24 protein-coding genes are annotated in these 25,372 nt (G+C 38.4%); 5 read left to right on the forward strand and 19 right to left on the reverse strand.

Features of this window, described 5'->3' with window-relative positions:
- Window positions 1–49 precede the first annotated feature (49 nt).
- From pssA to cysS, 5 genes are all read right to left on the reverse strand, one after another.
- On the reverse strand, window positions 50–889 hold the full coding sequence (gene pssA / locus ACFIJ8_RS00405; protein ID WP_273788495.1) for a CDP-diacylglycerol--serine O-phosphatidyltransferase: 840 nt from the start codon (window positions 887–889) through the stop codon (window positions 50–52).
- An 8-nt stretch (window positions 890–897) separates the two neighbouring features.
- On the reverse strand, window positions 898–1,596 hold the full coding sequence (locus ACFIJ8_RS00410; RefSeq protein WP_375638586.1) for a phosphatidylserine decarboxylase: 699 nt from the start codon (window positions 1,594–1,596) through the stop codon (window positions 898–900).
- A gap of 117 nt (window positions 1,597–1,713) precedes the next feature.
- Window positions 1,714–3,597 (reverse strand): ABCB family ABC transporter ATP-binding protein/permease, encoded by a 1,884-nt coding sequence (locus ACFIJ8_RS00415; RefSeq protein WP_375638588.1) that lies wholly within the window; start codon window positions 3,595–3,597, stop codon window positions 1,714–1,716.
- 116 nt (window positions 3,598–3,713) lie between these two features.
- Complete coding sequence (locus ACFIJ8_RS00420) at window positions 3,714–4,385, reverse strand: DUF421 domain-containing protein (RefSeq protein WP_012754946.1); 672 nt, start codon at window positions 4,383–4,385, stop codon at window positions 3,714–3,716.
- A 45-nt stretch (window positions 4,386–4,430) separates the two neighbouring features.
- Complete coding sequence (gene cysS / locus ACFIJ8_RS00425) at window positions 4,431–5,939, reverse strand: cysteine--tRNA ligase (protein ID WP_375638590.1); 1,509 nt, start codon at window positions 5,937–5,939, stop codon at window positions 4,431–4,433.
- A 498-nt stretch (window positions 5,940–6,437) separates the two neighbouring features.
- Between cysS and ACFIJ8_RS00430 the strand changes: the two genes are divergently transcribed.
- Window positions 6,438–6,806: a TIGR02301 family protein gene (locus ACFIJ8_RS00430; RefSeq protein WP_208439587.1), complete on the forward strand. Its 369-nt coding sequence runs from the start codon at window positions 6,438–6,440 to the stop codon at window positions 6,804–6,806.
- A 411-nt stretch (window positions 6,807–7,217) separates the two neighbouring features.
- Here the strand turns inward: ACFIJ8_RS00430 and ACFIJ8_RS00435 are convergent, their stop codons facing one another.
- Window positions 7,218–8,546 (reverse strand): dihydroorotase, encoded by a 1,329-nt coding sequence (locus ACFIJ8_RS00435; RefSeq protein WP_273788499.1) that lies wholly within the window; start codon window positions 8,544–8,546, stop codon window positions 7,218–7,220.
- 64 nt (window positions 8,547–8,610) lie between these two features.
- On the opposite strand from ACFIJ8_RS00435, the gene ACFIJ8_RS00440 reads away from it, so the two are divergent.
- Together ACFIJ8_RS00440 and ACFIJ8_RS00445 are read left to right on the forward strand one after the other, a co-directional pair.
- Window positions 8,611–9,483, forward strand: coding sequence for a YgfZ/GcvT domain-containing protein (locus ACFIJ8_RS00440; protein ID WP_375638592.1), 873 nt, complete (start codon window positions 8,611–8,613; stop codon window positions 9,481–9,483).
- Window positions 9,476–10,093 carry an HD family hydrolase gene (locus ACFIJ8_RS00445; RefSeq protein WP_273788501.1) on the forward strand — a complete coding sequence of 206 codons (618 nt, stop codon included), beginning with the start codon at window positions 9,476–9,478 and terminating at the stop codon, window positions 10,091–10,093. Before ACFIJ8_RS00440 ends, ACFIJ8_RS00445 begins: the two co-directional genes overlap by 8 nt.
- 516 nt (window positions 10,094–10,609) lie before the next feature.
- On the opposite strand, the gene panB is transcribed toward ACFIJ8_RS00445, so the two are convergent.
- The 11 genes from panB to rpoZ all read right to left on the reverse strand — a co-directional run bounded on the left by panB (window position 10,610) and on the right by rpoZ (window position 20,010).
- The gene (panB, locus tag ACFIJ8_RS00450; RefSeq protein ID WP_273788436.1) at window positions 10,610–11,425 is read right to left on the reverse strand and encodes a 3-methyl-2-oxobutanoate hydroxymethyltransferase; all 816 of its coding nucleotides are present in this window, start codon (window positions 11,423–11,425) and stop codon (window positions 10,610–10,612) included.
- Window positions 11,422–12,282, reverse strand: a complete 861-nt coding sequence (gene panC, locus ACFIJ8_RS00455; RefSeq protein ID WP_273788435.1) for a pantoate--beta-alanine ligase — start codon at window positions 12,280–12,282, stop codon at window positions 11,422–11,424. Before panC ends, panB begins: the two co-directional genes overlap by 4 nt.
- Window positions 12,283–12,305: 23 nt before the next feature.
- The gene (recO, locus tag ACFIJ8_RS00460; RefSeq protein WP_375638595.1) at window positions 12,306–13,052 is read right to left on the reverse strand and encodes a DNA repair protein RecO; all 747 of its coding nucleotides are present in this window, start codon (window positions 13,050–13,052) and stop codon (window positions 12,306–12,308) included.
- 25 nt (window positions 13,053–13,077) lie between these two features.
- On the reverse strand, window positions 13,078–13,983 hold the full coding sequence (gene era / locus ACFIJ8_RS00465) for a GTPase Era (protein ID WP_012754937.1): 906 nt from the start codon (window positions 13,981–13,983) through the stop codon (window positions 13,078–13,080).
- Entirely contained in the window at window positions 13,976–14,683 is a 708-nt protein-coding gene (gene rnc / locus ACFIJ8_RS00470) for a ribonuclease III (RefSeq protein WP_012754936.1), read from the reverse strand. Before rnc ends, era begins: the two co-directional genes overlap by 8 nt.
- Window positions 14,664–15,476 (reverse strand): signal peptidase I, encoded by an 813-nt coding sequence (gene lepB, locus ACFIJ8_RS00475; protein ID WP_273788434.1) that lies wholly within the window; start codon window positions 15,474–15,476, stop codon window positions 14,664–14,666. The genes rnc and lepB overlap by 20 nt, the downstream gene beginning before the upstream one ends.
- Before the next feature lie 80 nt (window positions 15,477–15,556).
- Window positions 15,557–15,958, reverse strand: a complete 402-nt coding sequence (acpS, locus tag ACFIJ8_RS00480) for a holo-ACP synthase (RefSeq protein ID WP_375638597.1) — start codon at window positions 15,956–15,958, stop codon at window positions 15,557–15,559.
- Between the two features lie 20 nt (window positions 15,959–15,978).
- Entirely contained in the window at window positions 15,979–16,569 is a 591-nt protein-coding gene (locus ACFIJ8_RS00485; RefSeq protein WP_375638598.1) for a DUF2062 domain-containing protein, read from the reverse strand.
- A 94-nt stretch (window positions 16,570–16,663) separates the two neighbouring features.
- Entirely contained in the window at window positions 16,664–17,242 is a 579-nt protein-coding gene (pyrE, locus tag ACFIJ8_RS00490; RefSeq protein WP_375638776.1) for an orotate phosphoribosyltransferase, read from the reverse strand.
- Window positions 17,243–17,258: 16 nt separating this feature from the next.
- Entirely contained in the window at window positions 17,259–19,484 is a 2,226-nt protein-coding gene (locus ACFIJ8_RS00495) for a bifunctional (p)ppGpp synthetase/guanosine-3',5'-bis(diphosphate) 3'-pyrophosphohydrolase (protein ID WP_012754931.1), read from the reverse strand.
- Window positions 19,485–19,611: 127 nt separating this feature from the next.
- Window positions 19,612–20,010 carry a DNA-directed RNA polymerase subunit omega gene (rpoZ, locus tag ACFIJ8_RS00500; protein ID WP_273788432.1) on the reverse strand — a complete coding sequence of 133 codons (399 nt, stop codon included), beginning with the start codon at window positions 20,008–20,010 and terminating at the stop codon, window positions 19,612–19,614.
- Between the two features lie 556 nt (window positions 20,011–20,566).
- Between rpoZ and ACFIJ8_RS00505 the strand changes: the two genes are divergently transcribed.
- Window positions 20,567–21,235 carry a uracil-DNA glycosylase gene (locus ACFIJ8_RS00505; RefSeq protein ID WP_026500323.1) on the forward strand — a complete coding sequence of 223 codons (669 nt, stop codon included), beginning with the start codon at window positions 20,567–20,569 and terminating at the stop codon, window positions 21,233–21,235.
- Window positions 21,236–21,284: 49 nt separating this feature from the next.
- On the opposite strand, the gene smpB is transcribed toward ACFIJ8_RS00505, so the two are convergent.
- Together smpB and dapA are read right to left on the reverse strand one after the other, a co-directional pair.
- Window positions 21,285–21,761, reverse strand: a complete 477-nt coding sequence (smpB, locus tag ACFIJ8_RS00510; protein ID WP_012231306.1) for an SsrA-binding protein SmpB — start codon at window positions 21,759–21,761, stop codon at window positions 21,285–21,287.
- 18 nt (window positions 21,762–21,779) lie between these two features.
- On the reverse strand, window positions 21,780–22,664 hold the full coding sequence (dapA, locus tag ACFIJ8_RS00515) for a 4-hydroxy-tetrahydrodipicolinate synthase (protein ID WP_273788431.1): 885 nt from the start codon (window positions 22,662–22,664) through the stop codon (window positions 21,780–21,782).
- Between the two features lie 251 nt (window positions 22,665–22,915).
- Between dapA and ACFIJ8_RS00520 the strand changes: the two genes are divergently transcribed.
- Window positions 22,916–25,006, forward strand: a complete 2,091-nt coding sequence (locus ACFIJ8_RS00520) for a lytic transglycosylase domain-containing protein (RefSeq protein WP_375638601.1) — start codon at window positions 22,916–22,918, stop codon at window positions 25,004–25,006.
- The last annotated feature ends 366 nt before the right edge of the window (window positions 25,007–25,372 follow it).

Genomic DNA, 25,372 nt, shown 5'->3' on the forward strand with positions numbered 1-25,372 from the left:
GTTTAACTCTCTCTTTTTCCTGTGCTTCTCAACAGAAGAATGAAACACTTTATGATTCTTGGATAGCTTTAGTATCAGCCTTTTTCTCTTCTAAAGTAGCACGTTTATTATAAGCGATAAAACTACAGGGGAGAAAAATCATATAGCTAACAGCTGTAATCAATAAAGTTTTCCATGTGTAAGTCGCAAGAAAACCGACATAAATAACAATGACCAACATGCACGGTATAACGATATCGCGCCTTAAATTTTGATCAATTGTTTTTGCATTCCATACTGGTAAACGACTAATCAAAAGAAAAGAAATAATTACAGTATAAAGACTAAAAAATAATGCCCACCCCCAATTGGGGACCAAACCAAGAGCGCCTAAATAGGTAGGCAATAAAAGGAGTAATGCTCCTGCTGGTGCTGGAACACCAACAAAATAACTTTTCTGCCACTTAGGTATATTGGTGTTATCCAACATCACATTAAAACGTGCTAATCGCAAACAACAAGCAACACAATAAACAAGGGCTGCAACCCAACCAATGTGATTTGCTTGATTCAAGATAAAGGAATAAACAATAAGTGCAGGGGTAACACCAAAATTTATAACATCAGCAAGAGAATCCATCTGTGCCCCAAAAGATGAACTACCATCTATTAAACGGGCAATGCGACCATCAGCACCATCTAAAACTGCGGCCAAAAGCACCATTAAAATAGCAGCTTCATAGCGATGTTCAAAAGCCAAACGAATGCTGCTCATCCCTGCACAAATTGCTAAAATAGTAATGATATTGGGAATGACATACCGCATTGATGTAGGTGAACGCCGCCGACTTGCAACATCATCATGCTGCCCCTCAGGATTGAATGAAGAAAATGGCGAAAAATTTTTCATTGTGAGTCCTAATCGTATCTGAAGTCCGTTGTGGCACTCTTATCATCAAAAGAACCCAAAACTGTTTCTCCAGCAATTGCTGTCTGTCCAACTGCAACACGCAATTTCATTTCAGTTGGTATATAAATATCAAGGCGAGAACCAAAACGAATCAATCCAAATCGCTCACCAGTCATAACGGCATCGTTTTCTTTTGACCAACAAACAATCCGGCGTGCAACCATTCCCGCTATTTGTACGATACCGATTTTACCATGTTTGCTATCAATTACCATCCCATTACGCTCATTAAACTGGCTAGCTTTATCAAACTCAGCATTGGTAAATCGACCTGGATGATAAACGATAGACTCTACTGTACCACTGATAGGAATACGATTAATATGGCATGAAAAAATATCCATAAAAATGGAAATACGGATCATTTCATCTTTCCCTAATCCTAATTCTTCAGGTGGAACACATGATTCCACAAATGAAATACGCCCATCGGCAGGCGACATAACCCAATTTGAATTCAAAGGGATCACACGATCTGGATCACGGAAAAAGTATATACACCACACCGTGAGAACGAGACCAAACCAAAACAACGGACTCCATATCCAACCAAGAATGAGCGAAATAACAAAAAACGCTACAATAAAAGGATAACCCTCTTTATGAACCGGTACAAAGCTATTATGGAAAGATTGCAGAATACTCATATAATTTCCTATTCATCGTAAACTTAAACAAGCAACAAATCTTTTTGTTCCTCTTGTATCTTTTTATGTATTTAATCAATCACTCCATATAAAGATATAGATTACATTTTGCCCTATTTATTTTTTACGATTAACAATACTCGTCTCATCTTCTTCACGTATTTTACGTAATTTTTCTTCAGCTTTCGATGCTTCAAGCTGCTTATTCCACATTGAAGCATATAAACCTTTCTTGCGTAAAAGCTCTGTATGCGCCCCACTTTCAATAATACGACCACTTTTAAGAACCAAAATTTCATCAGCATTGATAACAGTAGAAAGACGGTGAGCAATAATCAATGTTGTACGTCCACGGCTTACAATATCCAATGCTTGTTGAATTTCCTGTTCCGTCGCCGTATCAAGAGCCGATGTTGCTTCATCTAGAATAAGAAGTGGGGGGGCTTTTAAAAGTGTCCGTGCAATAGCCACACGTTGTTTTTCACCACCTGATAATTTGAGACCTCGCTCTCCTACCATAGACTGAAAACCTTCCGGTAAAATTTCAATAAATTTTGATATTTGTGCCATTTCAGCAGCTTTGCGCATTTCTTCATCTGTAGCACTTGGACGCCCATAGCAAATATTATAGGCAATTGTATCATTAAATAACACTGTATCTTGTGGGACCATGCCAATCGCTTCACGCAAACTCTTTTGTGTTACGTCACGAATATCCTGCCCGTCAATTGTGATAGAACCCGCGTCAACATCATAAAACCGAAAAAGCAACCGAGAAATAGTTGATTTACCTGCACCAGATGGACCGACAATGGCGACTGTTTTTCCTCCAGGAACTTCAAAATCAATATCTCTGAGAATCTGACGTGTCGAATCATAGGAAAACTTTACCTGATGAAAACGAATGGTCCCATCGCTTATCTCTAACGGTTTAGCATCCGATTTATCAACGATCTCCTTCTGAACATCTAAAAGATCAAACATTGCTTCAATATCCGTTAAACCTTGTCGAATATCACGATAAATTGAACCAATAAAATTCAGTGGAATGGAAAGTTGCATTAAAAGTGCATTAATAAAAACAAAATCACCCAAAGTTTGTGTTTTATAAAAAACTTCATAAGCTGACATCAGCATCATGATCGTCATTCCAATACCAAAGATAAGAGCCTGACCAAAATTAAGCCAGCTTAACGATGTCCAAATCTTTGTTGCGGCTTTTTCATAACCTACCATAGAAGCATCAAATCGATCGGCTTCTAGAGTTTCATTGCCAAAATATTTCACCGTTTCAAAATTCAAAAGAGAATCAACTGCACGCGTATTGGCCTCAGTATCTGCTGTATTCATTTGTTGCCGAATACGAATGCGCCAATCACTCGCCTTAATGGTAAACAAGATATATAATCCAACCGTTGCAACAACGATGAGAAGATAATTCCACCCATAACTTATGTAAAATACAAGTGCCGTCAATATAAACTCTAGAACTGTCGGTACTGTGTTCAGAATTGAAAATCTTACGATCGCTTCAATTCCTTTTGTACCACGCTCAATCACACGAGAAAGCCCACCAGTTCGGCGTTCCAAATGAAATCGCAAGGATAACTCATGCATATGTACAAAGGTTTTATAAGCCAATTGACGAACAGCATATTGACCAACAGTGGCAAAAAGAGAATCGCGTAATTGATTTAATCCAGCCTGCATAATACGTGCGACATTATATGCCAAAACGAGCATGATGGGAATAATCAAACTGGATGGGAACCATTCAGGTAGCTGAAAGCTTGAATCAAGCACATTCGTAGAATATTTAAAGAAATACGGTACAGATATGAGAACGAGCTTAGCCAAAACAAGATAAAATATTGCCCATAGCACACGTATTTTTAGATCACGTCGCCCTACTGGCCACATATAGGGCCATAAATTGTAAAGTGTGTGCAGAGTTCTGCCTGTATCTGATGATACAGTTTTTGTCATTTCATTGCGTTTCATAAAGTCCTTACTTCTCTATCATCCACACGAAAAAGGCAAAATACCCCCCTGTGGTTGTTTATAGATTTATCTCTTCATTACGCTTCCAATAAGCTATACCCACTCATTATTTAAAGTTAGACTGTTTTTGAAAAAGGAACAAGAAATAATCCACTATACAATTTATTATTTTGATCTGTATTTTCATACCACTCTGCTGCAAATAAATTTTCAACTTTTACATGGTTTTTTTTCAATTCTGCCTGAAGCCACTTTTTTGTTTTACCAATCTCTTTAAGTCCATCATCAATAACTTCACCATTTTCTATTAAAATCGTCGATTTCTTCCCCTCTTCCTTTTTAATGACAGTGAAATCACCATTGGTTTCCAAACGAACAAAAGCGGCTTCATGTAAGTGACACCCTTTAAGACGTAACATCGTAATGAGATCATTAACATTGATCCCTAAGTTCTTAATCTTATCTATTTGGAAAACCCCATCTAAAACTAATGTAACATTCCGCCCTGCAATAAGACGACGAAAAAAAACTGAATAGCGTGCAAAAAAATTAAAAGATGTAATCAAGGTTTGCCAGATGAGTAAAACAAGCAATAATTGAATGCTACTAATATTCTGATTATAAATAACGCCTCCAATAATACCTCCCATAACAAAATTACTGACCAAATCAACTGGTGTCATCTGACTAAGACTGCCCCGCCCCGTCGTTCTTAAAATAAATAAGAAGGCAACAAGACCTACAGCCAGCTTAAGCGCGATATATCCATAATGATATAAAAATTCCATCAAACTTTCCTCCCTTTATTTATGTAAGCTGCTGGAATAGGAAAATTAAAATCGTTTTATTTCCCACACAGTTATGCGCTCACCACTCTGCGGATCCTTACTGTCTTTTAAAAGAACCCCATCGGCTGCAAGCTCATCACGAATTGTATCCGCTGCTTCCCACTCTTTATTATGGATAAGTCGTAGTCTTTCAGCAATACGTTGATCAATAAATTTTGAATCAAGAAAAGTTTTTTTTATAAATAATGGGCAGTCTATTTCTTTAATCCATTCTTGTCGTAACAGTCCTAATAAATTCATCCCATTAGCAAGAGCCAGCGCATTCCCTTCTTTATAGAACTTTCGCAAAAGAGTCAGTGCTTTTGGAGTATTAAGATCATCACTGAGTGCATCTATCAAAGTATCATTAATTGCTTCATTGTTTTCCATCTCACTTTTTTTGCTGCGAAGCAATTCATACCAACGATACAGTTCGCCACTCGATTGTATTAAACGCTGCGCTGTCCAATTTAATGGTTCACGATAATGCGTTTGCAACATCGAAAAACGCGCAGACAAACCAGCCCAATTTTTCTTCATTTCATCGATTAAAATACCATTAAACTCCAAAAAATTATTCTCTAAAACAGAACGTATAGTTATGAAATTGCCAAAGCTTTTCGACATCTTTTTGCCTTCAACTTGTAAAAAACCATTATGCATCCAAAAATTTGCCATTCGCTCCGTCCCAAAAGCTGAACAACTTTGTGCAATCTCGTTTTCATGATGAGGAAAAATTAAATCAAGTCCACCACCATGGATATCAAAAACATTCGCGGTCGGATCATCACAGGTTAAACCACCGCCATAGGGCGCTAATAACTTTGCCATTGACATCGCAGAACATTCAATATGCCAACCTGGACGACCTAAAACAGGAATTCCGGCCGGCGATTCCCAACCTGGCTCCCCTTCCACAGAAGGCTTCCATAAAACAAAATCCATCTCTTCCCTTTTATAAGCAGCAACATCAATACGCGCCCCCGCCCTCATTTCATCTAAAGAACGATTTGCAAATGCCCCATAGTGGGGAGGATTTTTTATGCTACTTACAGAAAATAATATATGATTTTCCGCTTTATAAGCGTGCCCCTTTTCAAGCAATCTTTCAATTAAAGAGCGCATTTCCTCTAAATGCTCGGTTGCGCGCGGCTGACTGGTTGGTAATAGACAACCAAGTGCTATTGTATCTTGTTGAAACTGGAAATATGTACGTTCTGTTAATTGACGAATAGCGTCATTCAATGACAAGTTTGGATATTCAAAAGCTGCTCGTGCATTAATTTTATCATCAACATCTGTAATATTACGCGCATATAGAACATGCTCATTGCCATAAACATGACGCAATAAACGAAATAAAATATCAAAAACAATGACAGGGCGTGCATTTCCTATATGCGCATAATCATAAACTGTCGGACCACAAACATAAAGACGTACTCTTGTCGGATCTATTGGTGTAAAATTTTCTTTTTTACGTGTCAGCGTATTATAAAATCGCAACTCTCTCATTATTGACTCCATGGACGATACTATGCACCGCTCCTTTTAGATGCATCTTATCTCAAATTATCGTATTACGCGGTTTAGGCTAAAAACTTTTTTCTTATAGTAAATTCTTCTTACCATTTTCCCATTGTATTCACGGCTGTATCCATCATTTATCATAAAAACAATCTATTTTATTTGATTGAACAAAAGCATTCTATCATTAGAGATGCTTTCCCTTCTTAAAGAAAACGAGCTTAGAAAAAATTCTATAGGCAACACAATATAAACCTATGTGAAAAATAGATAGCTTTCAGGAAGCAAATCTTAAATTTTTAACCACACAAAGCTTCGTCAGTATTTTCAATATTCCACAATGGGTTCCTTACTGCCTCTTACGCCCTATATTTTATAATCAATAATTGAGAATAATGTAGCAATTAACTCTATTTTTTTACACCGTTCTCATGACAAAATTATTTTATCTGTACAGAGTTTTATTCAAAGAAAGCAATAAAAATAATGCGTAATAGATTGATGAACATCATTATTTTAATATTTCTTGTCATTTCAATGCCAACCTTTGCGCAACAATCTCCACCTTATGAAAAAAAATTACTCCGACTAGCAGAAATTTTGGGATCATTGCATTCTCTCCAAAATCTTTGCGAGCCTCCAACAAACCAATGGTATGATTATATGAATGCACTAATTGAAGCAGAACACCCCATTCCACAAAGACGTGCTTATTTTTATGAAGCGTTTAATGAAGCGTATCGTGCTTTCTCAGAAAATTATCACCATTGTACACAAGCAGCCATTGAAGCCAATCAAAGATACATAGAGGAAGGAAGAATTTTATCTGAAAACCTCCTCATGCATTATAAATAATTAATCTATACAAAAAGTATCTTTCTCCATTTTAGCGATATCAATGATATTCCTCTCACAAATGCGGGGAGCAATAAACCAGCTCTGAAAATAGAGAAACTTTTAAAGAATAATGTCTCGATACGCTTTTATTCGTATAAGCGCCTTTTTCCCCATACAAAATCGTTCTTTGGCTTCCTCCCCACACCTCAAAGGATGAAGATTGTTAACTAAATTTGCTCTGTAAATAATCTAGGCTCTTGTGAACAAGATTCCTCTTGGCTTCCCACTCATGTAATTTGCTTCATAGTTTCTACAAATAAGCCTAAGAATATTCACCCCGCATAAAAAATACTTATGTGCCAAAGAGGCTGACATACCCTATATCATCACTCTAAAAGATGATATTTTACGGCATACTTTTTAATCTGTTTACACCAAAGTTTCCATAAATTTAACAGGCTCTCCTTGTGAAGGTGTGACAATTTCACCTTCCCACATAACGCGCATACCACGGATAATAGTCCCAACAGGCCAACCTTTAACTTTTTGACCATCATAAGGTGTCCAACCGGCACGCGAACCAATTAAGCCATTCGTAATAATTTCTTCTCTCTTAAGATCAACAATGGTTAAATCAGCATCGTACCCAACAGCAATGCGCCCTTTACAGCTTATACCAAAAATACGACTAGGGCCATGTGAAGTGAGGTCAACAAAACGTTCAAGAGATATTTTTCCTTCATTCACATGTGTCAACATAATTGCTGCTGTTGTTTGCACCCCTGTCATTCCTGAAGGTGAAGAGGGATAAGGTTGAAGTTTTTCTTCAAGAGTATGAGGCGCATGATCTGAGCCTAAGACATCAATAATTCCTTGTTGAACACCGTACCAAAGAGCTTCACGGTGGCGCGACTCACGAATAGGCGGATTCATCTGAATTAATGTACCAAACTTCTTATAATCATCAGCCGTGAGAGTCAAATGATGTTGTGTCACTTCAATTGTTGCAACATCCTTATGTTTTTTTAGAAAATCAATTTCTTCTTCTGTCGAAAGATGTAACACATGAATCCGTGCTTTTGTCTCATGGGCAATTTTTACCAAACGCTGCGTACATTTTAATGCCGCAACTTCATCACGCCAAATCGGATGTGATGATGCATCCCCTTCAATACGCAATATTTTACGCTCTTTGAGCCTCGCCTCATCTTCAGAATGAAAAGCTGCACGACGGCGTGTATTCTTCAAAATAAGGCGTACACTTTCATCATCATCAACCAAAAGATCACCGGTAGAGGACCCCATAAAGACTTTAATTCCAGCCGCACCAGGAAGTCTTTCTAACTCAGAGAGTTCATGGGCATTTTCACGCGTTCCTCCAACCCAAAATGCAAAATCACAATGCATTCGATGAAATCCGCGTTTAACCTTATCGTTTAATGTTTCTTCTGATGTTGTCAACGGATTGGTATTAGGCATTTCAAAAACTGCCGTAACACCCCCTAACACAGCAGAATACGAGCCACTTTCCAAATCCTCCTTATATTCATTTCCTGGCTCACGAAAATGCACTTGGCTATCAATAATTCCTGGTAAAATATGAAGCCCCGTACAATCAATGACCTCACTAGCCGATGCACATGTAAGGTTGCCTATTTCAGCAATACGACCATTTGTAATACCAATATCACGCTTGCTTCTTCCATCATGATTCACAAGTGTTGCACCTTTAAAAATTGTATCAAATGTTTTAAACATAGCCACGCTCCTTACATATTGCTCACTTATCGATTATGTAACTTTGAGCAGAAAGGCAAGAACCATGATTGAAAAACAAAATGCCATTTGCTTAAAAAACCGCGGACTTATTCAAATTACAGGCGAAGAAGCAACAGATTTTCTACAATCCTTGATCACGACAGATGTAAAAAAAATCAGTCCACAGGAACTTTTCCCTGGAGCCCTTTTATCCCCACAAGGAAAGGTTCTTGCTGATTTTCTTATCGGAAAAAAAGAAAATGGTTACCTGATTGATATCAGAATGCCTTTAGCTGATACGCTTCACCAACGTCTGTTACTCTATAAGCTGCGTAAAAAAGTAGAAATTACACAACCATTACAAGAGCTTGTTACGGTTTCTTTGAATAATGAATCAGATACTTTAAATTTTGATTCAAGTTTTGTTGATAAACGCTTCCCACAACAAGAAAAAATAATACGAATCTATGGCAAAAAACCTTTTTTGACTTCAGAATATCATGATACATGGAATCAATTGCGTATCCGTTATGCAATTGCGGAAAGTGGTCAAGACTATGAAGTTGGCAAAGTCTTTCCTCATGATATTAATTACGATCAAATCAATGGACTCTCATTCAATAAAGGATGTTATATTGGACAAGAAATTGTTTCACGAATGCACCACCGCCGTGCAGCACGTCGCCGTATTTTTATTGTAAAAGGCCAGTGTGAATTAACCCCTCAATCTAGCATTGAAGCAGGAACAAAAGTGCTTGGCTACTTGGGAACGTGTGTAGAAAATGAGGCTCTCGCTTTAATGCGTGTTGACCACGTCAAAGATTCTATGGACCATAACATCCCCTTTACTGTAAAAAACATTCCTGTCACTATAAATATTGCTGAAAATATGAATTTTACCTTTCTTGAAAATACTATAGAAAATACGCATGGCTAAAGCTGAATTATTAAAAAATGGAGAAGCACGCGCTTGGCAAAGAATGCTCTCTGGACGCAGACTTGATCTTCTCAACCCTTCTCCTTTTGATGTTGAAATTGAAGATATTGCCCATGGACTTTCTCGCGTGGCACGTTGGAACGGTCAAACACGAGGGGAGCATGCCTATTCTGTTGCACAACATTCACTTTTGGTTGAACAAATATTTCAAAAACTTTTTCCACAATCGGGAAGCAACGAATGTCTTTATGCTCTTCTTCATGATGCTCCAGAATATGTCATCGGCGATATGATTTCCCCCTTTAAAGCTGTCATAGGAAAACAATATGAACGCATTGAAAAGGGCATCCAAGATGCTATCCACATGCGCTTTTCTCTTCCCGTTGATCTTTCTCAAAAACTTTTAAAAAAAATCAAACAAGCCGACCGTATCGCTGCATATTATGAAGCGATTACGCTTGCTGGATTTAGTACAGAAGAAGCCCTTCGCTATTTTGGCTCTCCCAATAATATTTTACCCGATGATCTTAATTTATACCCCTATTCTACCCAACAAATTGAAAACGCATTTTTAACTCGCTTCAATGACTTGGATGCCCAAAGATTATAGACTCTTCGCATTGTTTCTTCCCTATCATTAAAGACTCATCACACTGATTTATAATAATAATTCATTGTTTTTTTCATGTTGAATGAGAGCCCCTAATATCGTGAGATTCACTCATTTCAAATCTGTTTATATTGAATCAATCAAAATCATTCTCTTGCACGTCATAAGTGTGACCGGCATATGGGTAAAAACTTTTAAAGAAAGAATTTGAAATGTCTCTTATGAAGCGTAAAGATGCTAGTGCTCTGTAAATTGTACACTTCATAGGAGCTTTACCGTTATACCATTCACGGATGCCGTCGCGAAATAGGAGTTGAGTTCCTTAAGAAAGCTTTCTTAAAAAAAGCACATGACTTAGCAACCCAATGGCGTTCTGTTTTGCATGAGAGGAGTGACTCCATTAAAGAAATGGAAAAAATCACAGCTAAAATTGCATACAAAATATATGAAATAATACACTTTCATTATCAAAATAACAAATGTTCCCTTGTCAAACTTTTCATCTTAAACTGAAGTTTATTTTAGTTTATAAACTTCATTATCCGCTGGGAAAGCACGAGATGTGACATCCTCTGCATAATTCTTTATTGCAGTTTCCATGGCTTGTTCAAGGTCTCCATAACGGCGTACAAATTTTGGCACATGAGCACCATAGCCCAACATATCTTCCATAACCAATACTTGTCCATCGCACTGATTGGATGCACCAATACCGATCGTAGGGATAGAAAGCTTTTCTGTCAGTTTTACTGCTAAAGGTTCGACAATCCCTTCTAAAACAATAGCAAAAGCACCGGCCTCCTCAATTGCAGCCCCATCGGCTTCAATTCTTTGCCAATCACTCTGTTTTCGTCCTTGTGTTTTGAAACCACCAAAACGATTCACCGCCTGGGGTGTAAGACCGATGTGCCCCATCACTGGAATGCCACGTTTACACAAAAAATCAATTGTTTCCGCTATATAAACACCACCTTCAAGCTTAACTGCACCACACCCCGTTTGAGCAAGAATACGCGATGCATTAAAAAAAGCTTGCTCTGGACTTTCCTCATAAGAGCCAAAAGGCATATCAATAACCACAAGAGCTTTTTGAGATCCACGCACCACGGCTTGTCCGTGTAAAATCATCATATCTAAATTAACAGGAAGCGTTGTCTCAAACCCATACACAACCATACCAACGCTATCACCAACCAAAAGGATATCGCAATATGGATCAGCAATCCGCGCAGTATAAGCTTGATAAGCTGTTAAAGAAACAATTGGCTGTTGTCCCTTTCTTGCACGTATTTCGGAAGATGTTATACGCTTTACGGTTTTATGTACACTCATTTTCCGCCCTTCTCTTGCAATATATATTGATCAATCAGCCTTACCTCTCCAAAGCGAACAGTAAGAAGTAAAACTGCAGGTTTATTCAATGTTCCTTTAATCACGCATAAAGTTTCCATATCCCGTAAATCTATTGCTTCAATGATTGCACGCGTTTCTTGTTGTAAAATATCACGAACAGTTTTGCATAATTTATCAACCGACCGTTCACCTTCATGGTAAAGCTTTTCAGCTGCTTTCCCACTTTCAGGAATAATTTTGGCAGCTTTACGATCTTCTAATGTTAAAAACTGATTGCGTGAAGAACAAGCTACACCATCTGACTCCCGTAGAATAGGAACTCCAACAATTTCAATAGGAAAAGCCAAATCTTCAACCATACGCCGAATAATTAAAATTTGTTGAAAATCCTTTTCCCCAAAAAAAGCCTTATCTGGTTGGACAATGTTAAAAAGTTTAGCAACAACGCTTGTCACACCACAAAAGTGCCCTGGACGTAATTTTCCCATCAAAATACGTGATAATTTTTTCACTTGCACAATTGTATCATTTCCCAGTGGCCACATTTCATCTACAGAAGGAGCAAAAACACATTCAACACCTGCTTCTTCTAACAAAGCACAATCGCCCTTCAAGTCTCTTGGATATTGAGCAAAATCTTCATGAGGTCCAAATTGCTTTGGATTGACAAAAATAGAAACCAATACGCGATCACACATTGCTCTTGCATACTGTACTAATGCAAGATGACCATCATGCAATGCCCCCATTGTTGGAACAAAACCAATCGAAAAACCTAAACGTCGTTCCTCTGAAGTATATTGTCGGACTTCAGCAATTGTCTTTAAAACTTTCATTTTCCCATTCAATTATCATCAGATCAATAAATTAATGCTTGTATACCAAATTGGCGCTCAAACAATTGTATCAAATTCATGCGTACTGACGGCTGCTTTATATCTCGTGGCTCCCAGACATGACGCATAAGAAAAAAACCCGTCAGTATAAAACCATTTATTATGTCACTAGAATCAGTAGGACGAGTTGTTCTTTGCACAAGAAATTGTGGTAGAATGAGAAGCTTTTTTTTCCAAGGTTCCCCTGCTTCTTCACAGACAGCCCGTCCAGATTTTGGTGATACGTAACGAAGCCTTTCCTGACAACCTGTTGCAGCACAACAAGATAAATCAAGACCAAAACCAAGTTCTTCAAGAAGCCGCATTTCAAAACGTACAAGCAATTCTGCATTTACAAATGGTTCATCAAAATTCTGCATAAAAAGGTGTAAAATATCATATAAAACGGGGTGCGGATCACGTTCGGGAAGAAGTCGCAAATGAAAAGCTATCAATTGCAAAGCATAAAGTGCTTCTGGTAGACAGATTAATCTTGCCGCATGTAAATCAAGAGCTTCAAGCCGAAAAAGTCCCAAATGCTCTTCTAAACGAGCCCACCATTCAGCCTCCACAAAATTTCCAGGTTGAAGAAGAGCAGCCATACGACGCGATCGCCCCCCTTTTACCACTCCCATATAACGACCATGTTCACGTGTCATAACCTCAAGAATAACACTTGTTTCACCATATTGGCGTGTACCAAGAATAACAGCTTGTTCTTTCCACTTCATTTTACTTTAATTATTTTTAAAAATCTTATTTTAAAAAATCCAATCCCATTTCGCGATAACGTTCTGGATCAGTATCCCAATTATCGCGCACTTTCACAAAGAGAAAAAGATGAACCTTTTGATCCATAATTTCCATAAGTTCTTTACGTGCTGCTTGACCAATCGCCTTAATTGTATCGCCTTTTGCTCCTAAGACAATTTTTTTCTGACTCTCACGCTCGACATAAATAACTTGATTAATTTTGACGGAACCATCTGAACGCTCTTCCCAGTTTTCTGTTTCAACCGTTGAGGAATAAGGAAGTTCATCATGAAGACGAAGAAAGAGTTTTTCACGCGTAATTTCAGCAGCAAGATGACGCATGGGCATATCGGAAATTTGATCTTCCGGATAATACCATGGTCCCTCCTGCATCATATTACTCAACGCATGAAGTAAATCCTTGCAACCAGAACCGTTTAGAGCAGAAATCATAAATGTTTGCGCAAACTTTACACGTTCATTTATTTTAGTGGTTAACGCTAGAAGAGATGATTTAACAACTGTATCAACCTTATTAAGAACAAGAACTTTTTCTTGTTTCATGTTGTTTACAATATCTAACATCATATCAACTTCATCCGAAAGACCACTTTGAGCGTCAATTAAAACGAGCAGAACATCCGCGCTCTTAGCCCCTCCCCAAGCAGCAGAGACCATGGCACGTTCTAAGCGCTTATGGGGACGAAAAACACCCGGTGTATCGACCAACACAATTTGCACATCATCATGAATGACAATACCGCGGATTAAAGTTCGTGTTGTTTGTACCTTATGCGTTACAATTGAAACCTTTGTTCCAACCAATTGATTAACCAATGTCGATTTACCGGCATTAGGCATCCCAATAAGCACAACAAACCCAGAACGCGTTTTCATAACGTCACTCATGATCATTTTTTCCCACTGTTTTCCATACACCCTCTCGTCGCAAAATTTTTTCAGCTGCCATTCTTTCGGCATATCTTTTGGAGCTTCCCTGCCCAATCTCTGAAGCAAACCCAGAAATACTTACCTCTACCATAAAAACAGGATCGTGATCTGGACCTGAACGTTTTATAACCTGATAATGTGGTTGTGCATTGCCTTGGATATGCGCCCATTCCTGTAATTCGGTCTTGGCATCACGCCGACCAGCATCCATTTTCTTTGCCCGACTATGCCAATATTTTTGAATAAAAGGGCGAACGCTTTCCAATCCTCCATCGAGATATATCACGGCAATCAAAGCTTCCACGACATCTGCATGCATATTGATGAGTCGACGCCCCTCGAAATTTTTCATCTCAAAACCAACTCGGATCATATCAGGCAGCCTCATTTCACGCGCAATATCAGCACATGTCTGCGCATTGACCAGATGATTCAAACGGACTGATAATTCACCTTCACTTGCCTGAGGAAAAAGTTGATACAGCATTTCTGCAATCAAAAGCCCTAAAACCCGATCCCCTAGAAACTCTAGTCGTTCATAATTCCCCTGTTCCGAATCTTGCACACTCGAGTGTGTTAATGCCTTCTTTAACCTCTCTTCATCTTTAAAACGATGCCCCGTCAGCTTGAAAAGCTGATCAATCATTAGACGTTTCATCGTTGTTTCCTTGCTTGATAAGCGGCAAATCATGAACCGTATTTATGAAAGAAAACAAACGCTTCCAACGCACATCAAATGGCCAGCGCCAAACCTGCCAAGCACTTGAACCGTTACTGATAGAAAAGAAAATCACGCTCGCGCGACCAATAAGATTTTCTTCTGGAACATAGCCTACATCTAAACGACTATCATCTGAATTGTCGCGGTTATCTCCCATCATAAAGTAATGTCCTTGAGGAACTTCAAAGACTTTTGTATCATCGACTTTCGGGATGAAAGCTAAATCAAGTGTATCATAACTGACACCGTTAGGCATTGTCTCGCGATAAACCTCAACAGGATAATTAACCTCTGTTATATCAGAATTATCAATCTCCCCCATAAAGTGACGTGAAACAGCCTCATCATTAATATAAAGAATACTTTGACGGACTTGTATACGATCACCTGGTAGCCCAATAACGCGTTTTATATAATCAATCTTCGGATTACTTGGTAAGCGAAAAACGACCACATCTCCACGTTGAGGTTGAGATGCCCAAATTCGTCCAGAAAAAAGAGGAGGAGAAAAGGGGATGGAAAAACGAGAATACCCATATGCATACTTAGAAACAAACAGATAATCTCCCACCAACAAAGTAGGACGCATTGAACCGGAAGGAATACTAAAAGGCTGGAAAAAAAGTGTCCGAATAACTGCTGCTAAAAGCAGAGCCTGTACTAAAACAGAAATAAATTCACGAACCCCACCTTTTTTTTCTTTTTTATGCACTTTATCTTTTTGGATCATCACCAACTGCCTTCTCATCACAGATATAATTTTTTTTCATCATAATATTCAAATAACAAAAGCACAATCTCTCACACCATCTATCCACGTGGAAGTGCTTCGATAATAACAAACGCCTGTGCCCAAGGAAAATCATCTGTTATGCTAAGATGAATAACTGCATCATGATGAGGAGGTAATAACTTTTGAAGTTGCACTTGCGCACAATTTGTTAATTGCATTATTGGTTTACCAGATGGCAAATTAACGACCCCCATGTCTTTCCAATTGATACCACAAGCAATTCCCGTTCCTAAGGCTTTAGCGCATGCTTCTTTAGCAGCAAATCTTTTTGCATAGGAAGAGGAGCTTTTTTTGAGATCTTTGGATCTATTCCTTTCAATATCCGTAAAAATACGTTGGGTAAAACGCTCACCATAACGAACCAATATTTTCTCAATACGTCGTATATCAACCAGATCATTTCCAAGACCAACAATCATACCATATTACCCGATCTTTCTTACGATGAACGCTTCTTTAAACGCCTTTTTTTTATAATCTTTTGATATCGCTTTTGTTTAAAACGAACCGTTGCTCTGTAAACACCTATATAAGATAAACTACCAAAAACAATACCTAAAAGAGTTCCACCTAAAATCATAGGACTCATAATTGTGTCCCATGCGCCTTTAAAGAGGAGAGAGAGATTTGACAATGTCAAACCATTAAATAGAGCACGAATTTGCGAAAGAGAAATCTCTTTGACATCGCTAAAAAGTGATAAACAAAAATACCCTACTTTATAATCAGCCATGACAATCAATAAAAATGTGAGTGGATTAGAAAAAATCGTCCCAATGATTGCGGCAGCAAAGTTTGCACGCAAAAGCCAAGATAAAAATATTGCCAAAATAATATGCAACCCAAAGAAAGGGGAACAAGCTAAAAAAATGCCAACAGCAACCCCTAATGCTACTTCATGCGGTGTTGCTGATATACGCAAAATACGTTTATGTATGTAGCAAAATGAGCGAGAAAATGAACGACGTGGCCATAACCAAAGTCGAATACGCGTTACAAAATCTATTGGTTCTCGACTACGAAAAAGCATATGACTCTCAATATACATCTTTTGATGATGAAATAATCTATATCATCCAAATTAATCTTTTTAAGCTTTTGCACAAAAAAAAACAGAAAGACAATTAAATATTTCGACTGCCTGGTTTAATCGCTGGAAGGACAGAAAGCTCTGCAGGAAGTGCATCACTAGTATAAGAGGTTATCTCATATTCAGCAAGCGCAATCAATGGAACTCCAACATTGACCTTACCACCAGAACGATCAAGGATACATGCACTGGCCAATACCTCTGCTCCTACTGCAACAAGCGCCTCAATAGTCTCACGAATGGAAAGACCCGTTGTCACAATATCTTCGACAATAACAACCCGTGCCCCCTTCTTGATTTCAAAACGACGCAATTCAAAGATGCCATTTACACGCTCTACCCAAAGAGAAGGAACACCAAGGTGACGTGAAGTTTCATAGGAAGGAATAAGGCCGCCAATTGCGGGACCCACAACATAATCAATTTCTCCCTCGATAGATTTTTTGATTTTTTCAGCCAACCCACGACATAACTTTTCCGTCAAGTCAGCATGCATGAATACTTTCGCTTTTTGCATATAAGTCGCACTATGGCGCCCCGATGTTAAAATAAAATGCCCTTCTAGAATAGCATCTGCTTGTTTAAAAATATCAATGACATCTTGTGTATTCATTGCAAAATCTTTCTTTTTATCCATGAACCCGCCGTACTGTACTTACTGAACCTGCCTCTTTTAACTGAGAAAAAATACGATTCAAATGTTTTAAATCCCACACTTCCAAATCAATCATAATTTCTGTAAAATCCGGTGCTGTACGGATAAAAGATAAATTTTGGATATTGGCATCGTTAGCAGAAATTATTTGTGTAATTTCAGCCAAAGAACCAGGACTATTTACAACCAAAATATTTATCCGTGCAGGAAAACGTTCATTCATTTGGGCATCAATATCCCAGCGGACATCAATCCATCGTTCTGGCTGATCATCATACGCCATCAAAGCTGAAGACTGTATTGGATAAATAACGATCCCAGCCCCAGGCTGCATAATACCAACAATCCGATCTCCAGGTACTGCTCCTTCCGGTGAAAAACGTACGGGTATATCTCCACGGGTTCCTCTAATAGGCAATGCTTTAGATTGATGATTCTCGACCATTGCATTCTTTTCATTTTCTGGAACTTTAAAAATCATACCTTGGGCATTCTCAATATTAAACCAACCTTCTTCCCCAGACTTAAAAGATGACTTTTGTACCACACGGTGATCTTGATAATCAGGATAAACCGCTTTAATCACATCAGCGGAAAACAGCTCTCCACGCCCAACAGCCGCCAATACATCCTCTACATCTTTACGTGCTAAACGTGGCAAAACTTTCTTCAAAACGTCTTTTGAAAATTGTTTTCCCATATATTCAAATGAACGCTCGAGAATACGATATCCTAAACCCGAATATTGTTTACGTACCGCGGCACGACTTGCTCGTCGAATAGCTGAACGTGCTTTACCTGTGACAACAAGAAATTCCCACGCAGCTGGCGGAATTTGAGCGTGTGAACGAATAATATCAACCTCATCACCATTTTTTAATTTGGTCATTAAAGGCATAATACGACCATTGATTTTCACACCCACACAAGAATCACCGATGTCTGTATGGACGGCATAAGCAAAATCAATAGGCGTAGCTCCTTTAGGAAAAGCAATTAATCGACCTTTCGGCGTAAAACAAAAAACTTGATCTTGAAAAAGCTCAAGCTTTGTGTGTTCTAAAAATTCTTCCGGATTATCTCCATCTGACAAAGATTGAATCGTTTGGCGCAACCATGCATACGCATTTGTTTCATTTGATAACCTCGAAGCCGAATAATTAGAACCTTGCTCTTTATAAATGGAATGTGCCGCAACGCCATATTCAGCAATTTCATCCATAGCAGCAGTTCTAATCTGCAATTCAACACGTTGTCGCGATGGTCCCACAATCGTTGTATGAATGGAACGATAATCATTCTGCTTTGGTATAGAAATATAATCTTTAAAACGACCTGGAACCATTGGCCAAGTCGTATGAATAACACCAAGAGCGCGATAACAATCATCCACTGTTTCAACAATCACACGAAATCCAAAAATATCGGATAATTGTTCAAAAGAGAGCGCCTTGCTTTCCATTTTGCGAAAGACGGAATACGACTTTTTCTGACGGCTTTTAACATTCGCTTTAATGCCATGCTCGAAAAAAAGTTTTGTCAACTCGTTTTCAATTGTGGAAAGCAAATCACGATTGCGTTTTGATAACTCAGAAAGACGATTGGTAATCGTACGATAACCTTCTGGATTTAAATAAAAGAAAGAGAGATCTTCTAATTCCTCGCGCATATCCTGCATACCCATACGACCAGCAAGCGGCGCATAAATATCCATCGTCTCCTCAGCAATTCGCCGGCGCTTCTCATCACGCATAACACCAAGGGTGCGCATATTATGAAGACGATCAGCAAGTTTGACTAAAAGAACACGAACATCATCAGAAATGGCAATAAGGAGTTTACGAAGATTTTCTGCCTGTACGGCTTTCTTTGATACAAGATCAAGCTTATTAAGTTTTGTAAGTCCTTCAACCAACTTGCCAATTTCAGAACCAAAAAGCTGATCAATTTCTGCTCGTGTAGCGCTTGTATCTTCAATTGTATCATGCAAAAGAGCAACAGCAATCGTTGCCTCATCCAACCGCATATCTGTCAAAATAGCAGCAACTTCTAAAGGATGAGAAAAATAAAGATCGCCCGAAGCACGCTTTTGATGTGCATGCTTTCTCATTGCATAATCATAGGCCCTGTTTAAAAGAGCCTCATCTACGTCAGACTTGTAACGTTGAACACGTCCAACAAGCTCACACTGACGCATCATACGAGCATATCCTTTATCTTTTCACATCCCTAATCCTTATTGAACACATCTTATCAATAAAAGACAAGAAAAATAACTGCTCCTTACAGACAAGGTATCTTTACTCCTGTAATATAAATTGCTGCAATTAATAATCGTCACTTTTTTCTGGAACAACCAAACCTTCAATACCCGCTAAAAGCTCTTCTTCTGACATATGATCAAATGAAGTAGCTTCTTCTTGCGACGACGTATTAAAAACACTTTCAGCTTCACCTGAATGGGTAATAAATTCACTTGCCATTTCTGGCTCATCTACTTCCACATGTTTTTGCAGCGAATGAATAAGGTCTTCCTTTAAATCAGCAGGCGACAATGTTTCTTCTGCTATTTCACGCAAAGCAACAACTGGATTTTTATCATTATCACGATCAACCGTAATCTGCGCTCCTTGTGAAATCTGACGCGCCCGATGACCTGCTAAAAGTACCAATTCAAAGCGGTTGTCAACTTTATCAATACAATCTTCTACCGTTACGCGGGCCATTTATGCCTCTTTCTCAAATAAAAAAATTTAATAGCGGATAGGGAAGTATATACAATAATCAAAATAAAACACAAGAAAAACAACAAAAACTTTTATATTTTTTGATTAAAGAACTTATTTAAGAAAATTCTTAGAAAATTTATAAAAATGTATAACCTATTCATGCTCGTTATCAAAGCTGCTCTTAAAAGCATTCCAATAGATTGGCTTCAAACAAAGGGAGGTCTTTCTTGACAAAATGCTTGTCTGTAGTCTTCCTCCTTTTAAAAGGAATATCAGCTGTTTAAAATCCTTTGCAATAACGGCAGCCTTATGCATACTTTTTATGATAATATCTTTATTTAAAGAGAGAACTTTTTTCTTTGAACATCATGTGTATTGCACTCTTATTCATCGAATAAATTACTGAAAGATTACCTCTCTTTACATAATAATTAGCAATAAGTTTATATTAAATTTTATTTATATTCATTATAGATTGTTTCTCAAAACATAACCCGTCATATACGCTATAAAAGATTCAAAAAAATAGAAAAAACGATTGATGCCTAACACCATGAATAGCCAATTAACATCACTTTGCCCAGAACCGCCCAAAAATTGCAATTTATGTCCTAGGCTCCATCAGTTTATCGCTGACTGGCGTGTAAAAGAACCAAGTTGGTACAACGCACCGGTGCGCCCCTTTTTTCCTTATAAAGGAGCAGACACAACGCGCCTGCTTATTGTTGGGCTTGCTCCTGGATTACGCGGTGCAAATCGAACTGGACGTCCATTCACTGGTGATTATGCTGGGCACTTACTTTATTCAACTTTAAAAAAATTTGGTTTTGCCCAAGGAACCTTTGAAGAAAGAGCAGACGATACTCTTGAACTGATTGATGCAGCAATCGTCAACTCTGTTCGTTGTGTTCCCCCAGAAAATAAACCCACCGGTGCAGAAATTAACACATGCCGCTATTTCTTTTCACCTCTTTTAACAAATCTTCCCAAACTTAAAGCCGTTATTACCTTAGGCACCATTGCGCACCATTCAACGATACGTGCCCTTAATGCAAAAGTTTTAGCTCATCCTTTTGGACACGGCGAAATTAATAACATCGGCAGATTACGCATCTTTTCGAGCTATCACTGTTCTCGTTATAATACAAATACTGGACGCTTGACAGACGCCATGTTTCACCAAATTTTTCAAGCAGCAAAAACATACTTAGACCAATGCTAAAACTGTTTTAAACCAGCGCTATAAATAAAGGATATCTAAATCGCATCCGTCATCCATATCTTTTTAAAAGTCTTGCTTTTTCACGTCCCCAATCGCGTTTTTTTTCCGTTTCGCGCTTATCATGAAGCTTTTTTCCCCGCGCTAGAGCAATCTCCAACTTAACACGCCCTCGTTCATTAAAATAAAGTTTAAGAGGAACAAGTGTCATTCCTTCACGAGACGTTGCATTAAAAAAACGTGCCATCTCACGTTTTGAAAGTAATAACTTGCGCAAACGTCGCGGTTCATGATTAAAACGATTAGCCTGCGTATATTCAGGAATATAGCTGTTTACTAACCATAATTCCCCATTCTCAAAACTCGCATAGCTTTCAGCAATATTGGCATGATTAGAACGTAAGGACTTTACTTCCGCTCCCTGAAGGACAAGACCGGCCTCGAGATTATTAAGGATTTCAAAATTAAAACGTGCTTTACGATTGTCAGCAATTATTTTCCGTACGGGCGCGTTCTTTTTTTTATTCATGGCTTTGTCAATATCATTTTATGCTTTTAAAATACCAGCATGACTGAGGGCTGCATCAATAATCTTCTTTGTTCTTTCTGTTAATGGAACAATCGGAGAACGCACAGTATCACCACAAAATCCTAATTTTGCAGCAGCATATTTAATACCCGCTGGACTAGGCTCAATAAACACAGCACGATTAAGAGGCATCAAGCGATCATTTAATTCTCGTGCTGTTTTATAATCACCACGAAAACAAGCAGCTTGAAGCTCTGCACACAGCTTTGGAGCAACATTGGAGGAAACTGAAATACACCCCATACCTCCATGTGCATTAAAACCTAACGCTGTACAATCATCACCGGAAAGCTGTACAAAATCCTTCCCACACTTTTCACGTTGTTCACTAACGCGTTCAATTCTGCTCGTTGCATCTTTTACACCAATGATATTTTTAAAATCTTGATAAAGGTCTTTCATCGTTTCCACAGCCATATCGATAACAGAACGACCAGGAATATTATAAATTATAATCGGAATAGAAACAGCTTTGGCAATGGAAGAAAAATGTTTGTATAAACCAGATTGATTTGGTCTATTATAATAGGGAGTGACAACCAAAACTGCATCTGCACCAGCTTTTTGCGCGTATTGTGCAAGCTCTACAGCCTCACTTGTGCTATTTGATCCCGCTCCAGCAACAACAGGAACACGCTTTGCGACCTGCTCAACACACAATTCTATAATCCGCTTATGTTCTTCATGACTTAACGTTGCTGATTCACCGGTTGTCCCAACTGGGCTTACACCGTTAATCCCTTGTGTGATCTGCCATTCAATAAAATCACAAAACGCCTTCTCATCAATTGCGCCCTTATTATCAAACGGTGTAATAAGCGCAGTTATAGCTCCCTTGAGCATGATAAACTCCCTATAATATTCGCTTTTATTTTTTTAATAATCGCCTTTTATAAATTTTAAATAGAGCATAATCTTGCTCTATCATTGAAGCAAGATGAATTTCAAAAAAAGCCCTCATAAGATGAAAATGTCCCTCCTTAAATGTTGCACATTTGTTTAAAATAAACCGTCTATATTAACGCGTTTTTCATGCTTGTGTTCTATAAATCCTTAAGTTTTTACAAAAAGCAAGGTCTCAAGGTCTTTTCTCTATGCGTGTATTTTCCACCTCTCTTTTCGTATCAACCTTTACTGCACTTATACTGGCAATAAGCATTTTATTTTCAAGTGCATCCGCGCAAACACCTCTTTTGCACGGGAAAGCGCCAATCCCTTTGGTGCGCCCTACTCCCTTTCCCGAAAAAAGAGCTCAAGAGCCTCTTCAACAGATACACACGACATCACACAATACTGCTACACTTCAGCAACTGAAAGCTGGGCTAGATGCACTAGCAAACAACAATATTGCAAAAACAATAAACCTTCGTAATTCAATGGAAAAAAATAGCCTTGATCGTCATATTTTGACATGGGCGCTGGGGATATCAAACCAAGCTAATATACCAAGTTCTGAAATATTTAATGCAATCAACATGCTAAAAGGATGGCCCGGTATAGAAACGATGCAACGCAATGCTGAACGTGCTTTTCTTAACGAAACCAACCTCACACGCGCAATCATCCAAAAATTTTCTCATCACCCGCCCCAAACAGCGCAAGGAATGGCTCTCTTCGCTAAAGCACTTATTGCAACGGGACAAACCACTCGTGCTCGACACGTTATTGCGCCATGGTGGCATAAAACACAGCTTAATGCAAAAGAAGAAATATTTGTTCTTAAAAATGCAAGCGCTGCATTAAAACCTATTGATCATCTGAAACGCATGCAGTTTATGCTGTATGCATATCGTTTTGATTCAGCAGCACGCGTTGCAAAATTAGCCCATGCTCAATCTCTTTTTGATGCTTTTGTGGCCGTTGAAAAAAATGATCCTAGAGCTACACAAAAATTAAAAGCTGTAGAAAGATCATGGCAAAAAGATCCTCTTTTTCAGTTTGCTCGAATACGCCATCTTCGACGAACAGAGCAATATAATGCAGCTGCAGCACTCATGATGAAAACATCAAAAGATGCATTCCGCCTTATGAACCCTCATTCTTTGTGGAAAGAACAACGCGCCCTTTCTCGTGAAATGCTCGATTTAAACAAACCAAAAATTGCTTATCAACTCGTTGCAATGCACACTGGTATAACATCTGCATTAGCTATCGATGCTGAGTTTCATGCAGGATGGTACGCACTACGGTTTCTTCATAACCCTAAATTGGCAATGCAGCATTTTTCACGTATTCCTCAACTCTCTTCTTTACCTTTTTCTGCATCACGTGGATATTACTGGATGGGACGAACAGCAGAAACGCTAGAAGAACATAAAAATGCCCAGCAATACTTTCATCGCGCAGCTCATTTTGGTGCAACTTACTACGGTCAATTAGCCGCTGCACGACTCAACCAAAAAAAGCTTAAAGTTTCCTTTCCCAAACCAACAACTGCTGAGCGACAACATTTTAGTGCACGAAAAGCGATCAAAGCAATTCAACGTCTTGAAGCAGCCGGCTATGCTGATTTTGCTAAAATTTTTTATAGAGAGCTCGGAAAAAAAATAGAAAGCCCCGGCGAATTAGCCCTTCTGGCTGTTATGGCAGAAAAAAATGGAGACTATTATACCAGCCTCAAAATTGGGAAAATGGCTGTCTTTCAGGGAAAAAATGTCGGTGCACTCTCTCATCCTCTGGGAGCTATACCAGCTTCTACTAATATTTCTGTAGAAGAAAAATCGCTTATCTATGCCATTGCACGCCAAGAAAGCGAATTTAATCCAACAGCCATATCAAAAGCAGGTGCACAAGGTATACTCCAATTGCTTCCTACAACAGCAAAAGCATTGGCAAAAAAATACTCAATCGCATGGTCTCCTAAAAAATTTAGCAGTGATGCTCATTATAATGCAACATTAGGTGCCCATTTTCTCAATGAACAATTGGAACGTTTTAATGGATCCTATATACTAACTCTTATTGGCTATAATGCGGGTCCCCGTCGTGTCAATGAATGGATAAAACGTTATGGCGATCCTCGAGGACAATCTCTCGATAACGTCATTGATTGGGTTGAGCGTATTCCTTATACAGAAACACGTAATTACGTGATGCGTGTCATGGAAAATTATGGTGTCTACAAAGCAAGACTCACTGGGAAAATAGATATAAAAACCGACCTGCTTTCTGGTCGACGAAAATAATATGCCTTAACTTCCCATATAGTATTTGAAAGCGTTCATAAGAAGTATTTTTATTCCTTTTTAAATAGTATCCACATACCAACCTGCTTATGATGTATAAACAAGTAATTTTAATTGATTCAGTATCAATAAATTCAAAATGAGAAAACCCTACGCTATTAGGGTCTTTTATTTCAAATACAAAATGATGAATTATCATTATAAATCAACATGTCGTACAAATAGTTCATTTCTTCCCAACATAAACGACAATATCATAGATGATTACAAATATAAGAGAAGAGTGAAACAAATAGGTCATTCTTTTACTGTTGCTTATTAGTATCAATATTCAAATCTTGTACAATAGCATAAGCATATTTTAAG

Source organism: Bartonella sp. MF74HXZ (genome assembly GCF_042194445.1).
In the GTDB taxonomy this organism is placed as follows: Bacteria; Pseudomonadota; Alphaproteobacteria; order Rhizobiales; family Rhizobiaceae; genus Bartonella; species Bartonella grahamii.

What these genes read in the sequence shown, in the direction of transcription:
- pssA (WP_273788495.1), bottom strand. Translation starts at nt 889, where the DNA reads ATGAAAAATTTTTCGCCATTTTCTTCATTCAATCCTGAGGGGCAGCAT.
- ACFIJ8_RS00410 (WP_375638586.1), bottom strand. Translation starts at nt 1,596, where the DNA reads ATGAGTATTCTGCAATCTTTCCATAATAGCTTTGTACCGGTTCATAAA.
- ACFIJ8_RS00415 (WP_375638588.1), bottom strand. Translation starts at nt 3,597, where the DNA reads ATGAAACGCAATGAAATGACAAAAACTGTATCATCAGATACAGGCAGA.
- ACFIJ8_RS00420 (WP_012754946.1), bottom strand. Translation starts at nt 4,385, where the DNA reads ATGGAATTTTTATATCATTATGGATATATCGCGCTTAAGCTGGCTGTA.
- cysS (WP_375638590.1), bottom strand. Translation starts at nt 5,939, where the DNA reads ATGAGAGAGTTGCGATTTTATAATACGCTGACACGTAAAAAAGAAAAT.
- ACFIJ8_RS00430 (WP_208439587.1), top strand. Translation starts at nt 6,438, where the DNA reads ATGCGTAATAGATTGATGAACATCATTATTTTAATATTTCTTGTCATT.
- ACFIJ8_RS00435 (WP_273788499.1), bottom strand. Translation starts at nt 8,546, where the DNA reads ATGTTTAAAACATTTGATACAATTTTTAAAGGTGCAACACTTGTGAAT.
- ACFIJ8_RS00440 (WP_375638592.1), top strand. Translation starts at nt 8,611, where the DNA reads ATGATTGAAAAACAAAATGCCATTTGCTTAAAAAACCGCGGACTTATT.
- ACFIJ8_RS00445 (WP_273788501.1), top strand. Translation starts at nt 9,476, where the DNA reads ATGGCTAAAGCTGAATTATTAAAAAATGGAGAAGCACGCGCTTGGCAA.
- panB (WP_273788436.1), bottom strand. Translation starts at nt 11,425, where the DNA reads ATGAGTGTACATAAAACCGTAAAGCGTATAACATCTTCCGAAATACGT.
- panC (WP_273788435.1), bottom strand. Translation starts at nt 12,282, where the DNA reads ATGAAAGTTTTAAAGACAATTGCTGAAGTCCGACAATATACTTCAGAG.
- recO (WP_375638595.1), bottom strand. Translation starts at nt 13,052, where the DNA reads ATGAAGTGGAAAGAACAAGCTGTTATTCTTGGTACACGCCAATATGGT.
- era (WP_012754937.1), bottom strand. Translation starts at nt 13,983, where the DNA reads ATGAGTGACGTTATGAAAACGCGTTCTGGGTTTGTTGTGCTTATTGGG.
- rnc (WP_012754936.1), bottom strand. Translation starts at nt 14,683, where the DNA reads ATGAAACGTCTAATGATTGATCAGCTTTTCAAGCTGACGGGGCATCGT.
- lepB (WP_273788434.1), bottom strand. Translation starts at nt 15,476, where the DNA reads ATGATCCAAAAAGATAAAGTGCATAAAAAAGAAAAAAAAGGTGGGGTT.
- acpS (WP_375638597.1), bottom strand. Translation starts at nt 15,958, where the DNA reads ATGATTGTTGGTCTTGGAAATGATCTGGTTGATATACGACGTATTGAG.
- ACFIJ8_RS00485 (WP_375638598.1), bottom strand. Translation starts at nt 16,569, where the DNA reads ATGCTTTTTCGTAGTCGAGAACCAATAGATTTTGTAACGCGTATTCGA.
- pyrE (WP_375638776.1), bottom strand. Translation starts at nt 17,242, where the DNA reads ATGAATACACAAGATGTCATTGATATTTTTAAACAAGCAGATGCTATT.
- ACFIJ8_RS00495 (WP_012754931.1), bottom strand. Translation starts at nt 19,484, where the DNA reads ATGATGCGTCAGTGTGAGCTTGTTGGACGTGTTCAACGTTACAAGTCT.
- rpoZ (WP_273788432.1), bottom strand. Translation starts at nt 20,010, where the DNA reads ATGGCCCGCGTAACGGTAGAAGATTGTATTGATAAAGTTGACAACCGC.
- ACFIJ8_RS00505 (WP_026500323.1), top strand. Translation starts at nt 20,567, where the DNA reads ATGAATAGCCAATTAACATCACTTTGCCCAGAACCGCCCAAAAATTGC.
- smpB (WP_012231306.1), bottom strand. Translation starts at nt 21,761, where the DNA reads ATGAATAAAAAAAAGAACGCGCCCGTACGGAAAATAATTGCTGACAAT.
- dapA (WP_273788431.1), bottom strand. Translation starts at nt 22,664, where the DNA reads ATGCTCAAGGGAGCTATAACTGCGCTTATTACACCGTTTGATAATAAG.
- ACFIJ8_RS00520 (WP_375638601.1), top strand. Translation starts at nt 22,916, where the DNA reads ATGCGTGTATTTTCCACCTCTCTTTTCGTATCAACCTTTACTGCACTT.